General features: G+C 71.6%; 3 protein-coding genes. 1 reads left to right on the forward strand and 2 read right to left on the reverse strand.

Annotated features, from left to right (window positions below):
• Both J0670_RS35015 and J0670_RS35020 read right to left on the reverse strand, forming a co-directional pair.
• Positions 1-224: hypothetical protein (locus tag J0670_RS35015; protein WP_207816540.1), on the reverse strand; the 224-nt coding region annotated here is incomplete at its 3' end.
• A 113-nt stretch (positions 225-337) separates the two neighbouring features.
• Entirely contained in the window at positions 338-1,102 is a 765-nt protein-coding gene (locus J0670_RS35020) for a hypothetical protein (protein WP_207816549.1), read from the reverse strand.
• Between the two features lie 369 nt (positions 1,103-1,471).
• Here J0670_RS35020 and J0670_RS35025 point away from each other — a divergent pair, with 369 nt between their 5' ends.
• The gene (locus J0670_RS35025; RefSeq protein WP_207816550.1) at positions 1,472-2,704 is read left to right on the forward strand and encodes a M64 family metallopeptidase; all 1,233 of its coding nucleotides are present in this window, start codon (positions 1,472-1,474) and stop codon (positions 2,702-2,704) included.
• The last annotated feature ends 63 nt before the right edge of the window (positions 2,705-2,767 follow it).

Genomic DNA, 2,767 nt, shown 5'->3' on the forward strand with positions numbered 1-2,767 from the left:
TGGAAGCCGGCCTGGAGCTCGCCGTCGTGGGTGACGGCCGGAGCAGTGGGGGCCGAGGTGGGAGCCGTCACCGGGTAGGGCCCGGCGCAGGCCCAGGCGCTGTCGGTGGCGAGGATCTGGATGCCGCCGGCGAGGACGGCGGTGGTGGCGATGGCGGCGATGCGGCGGCGGGTGGAGAGCGAGCGGTCGTTCTTCGCAAAACGGATGATAACGGACGTGCGCATGACGTGACTCCCCAGGGTCATGGGTCTGACGGTGTGTGTGGGTGAAGACGACCGGCTCCGCTCCTGCTGAGCGGAAGCGCCCCCCGGCTCCGCCGGTCTCGCTCTCCGTGCCTTCATCTGTATGGACGCGCATCCCCGTCGGGGGTTGCGGGTGGTTCTGAGATTTTTTCGATCGATGGTGCCGAGGGCCGTTCGGGGGCCGTCGGCGGTCGGTCAGCGCTGGTGGCGCAGGCGGCGGACGGCGATGAGGACGCCCGCGCCGAGGTCAAGGTGGCCCCCGTGCCGGCCACCGGCATGGCGATGATCTGGAGCCCGTCGATGTCCTTGGCCACGTCGGCGGAGACCCCGACCCGGAAGCGGTAGCGGACGGAGTGGCCGTTGGCGAGCGGCGCGCTCGCGGCCGGAGCGGAACCGTTGATCGCCGGGTCGCAGCTGCGGTGCAGTGCCACCCGCTGCCACTGGCCGTGGACCATCACCTCGGCGGTGACCTGCGAGGGCGGGGGCGTGGCGCCGTGCGTGTTGGAGAACGAGATCGCCGGCATGACCCGGTGGTAGTCGGCGCCGGTTCCGTTGGTGAACTCGACGACGAACTCCGCCTTGGGGCCACCGGCGGTGATCGCGGTCGGGGTCGAGACGAATGCAGCGGTGGCGCCCTGGCCGTGCAGGTCGACGGACTGGTCCTGCTCGTTCTCGGCGGAGGGCTTCGCGGGGGCGGTGACCGGCGCGTCGTCCGGGGCGCCGCAGGCCCAGGCGCTGTCGGTGGCGAGGATCTGGATGCCGCCGGCGAGGACGGCGGTGGTGGCGATGGCGGCGATGCGGCGGCGGGTGGAGAGCGAGCGGTCATTCTTCGCAAAACGGGTGATAACGGACGTGCGCATGACGTGACTCCCCAGGGTCATGGGTCTGACGGTGTGTGTGGGTGAAGACGACCGGCTCCGCTCCTGTCGAGCGGAAGCGCCCCCCGGCTCCGCCGGTCTCGCTCTCTGCCTGCCTTCACCCGTACAGACGCGTATCCGCGTCAGTGGTTGCAGGTGGGTTCCGAAATTTTTTCGCGGAGTTTCCGACGGGCCCCCGGAGTGGTTCCGACGGGGCCGAACGAATCGTTGGTATGACTGGGATGAAGCTGATCGTTCGGCCAGTTCGGTGACATTTGCGTCGGCCGGTAGGGGCGACACGCCGGTCCGGGTACGTCTCCGCTCCACCACCCGGGCGACACCGGGTGACCGGAGCACCGAGGACGCACCCGTATGCCTGCTGGCACCCCTGGCCGACTCGTCCGGAGCACGGCCGCACTCGTACTGGTGTCCACCGCCGTACTCCCGGCCGTGCTGGAGCTGGTCGGCCCCTCACCGTTCGGCGTCATCGGAGCGGACGCCCCGGCCGACCGGGCGGTGCCGCCGCACGCCGCGCTCCGCGCCGACCAGCGGCTGCCGGCGGCCGCTCCGACCTTCGACATCCGCCGCACCGGGGAACCGGTCAACCGGATCACCCTGGTCCTGCTCGGCGACGGCTACACGGCCGACCAGCAGGACCTCTTCCGACAGCAGGCGGACAAGGCCTGGCACTCGCTGATGGACATCGAGCCGTTCCGCACCTACCAGGGGTTCTTCAACATACGGCGGGTCGAGGTGGTCTCCCCGGTCTCCGGGATCGCGGAGACCGATGGCCACGGCCGCGCCCCCGCCACCCCGCTCGGCATGCACTTCTGGTGCGAGGGCACCGCCCGGCTGCTCTGCGCCGACGAGGCCGCCACCGCCCGCTACGCCGGGGAAGGCGCCGGACCGCAGTACCTGATCGCGCTGGCCAACTCCACCGAGTACGGCGGCGCCGGGGGTACCGGGGTGACCACCCTCGCGGGAGGCAGTCCGGACGCCGGGCGGATCATCCAGCACGAGATAGGGCACACCGTCGGGGACCTCGGCGACGAGTACGACAGCGCCCCGGACGACGCCGACTACCCGAACCTCTCCACCCTCAACGCCGACGACATGCGCAAGAAGCAGACCAAGTGGTGGCGCTGGCTGGGCGCGGTCTCCCCGGACGGCTCCGGGACCGTCGGGGCCTACCGCAGCGCCAACGGCCTCTACCGGCCCACCCCCGACTCGGTGATGCGCACCCTCGGCAGCTCCTACAACCTGCCCTCGCGCGAGGCGATCATCGAGGAGCTCTACCGCAAGGTCCGGCCGACCGACGCCCCGTCGCCGCCACCCGGCGAGGTGGCCGGGCGGCCCACGCTGGACGTCCGGCCGCTGCCGTTGGCCGGCTCCCGGCAGTTGACGGTGGAGTGGAAGGTGGACGGCGTCCCGGTGCTCCCGCCGCCCGCGGACGCCGGCCGGCTGGACACCGCGCAGTTGGAGCTGGCCCCCGGCCGGACGGCCACCGTGACCGCGACCGTCCGGGACACCACCGACTGGGTGCGCGACGAGGCCTTCCGGGACCGCTACATGACGAGGTCGGTGTCCTGGACGGTGACCGGCTGAGGCCCGCTCACCCCCCTCTGGGCCTCCCATCATGGGATGACTAACCTGGACGGACTATGACCG

The sequence above is a fragment of the Streptomyces sp. FH025 genome (genome assembly GCF_017427025.1).
Classification (GTDB): Bacteria; Actinomycetota; Actinomycetes; order Streptomycetales; family Streptomycetaceae; genus Kitasatospora.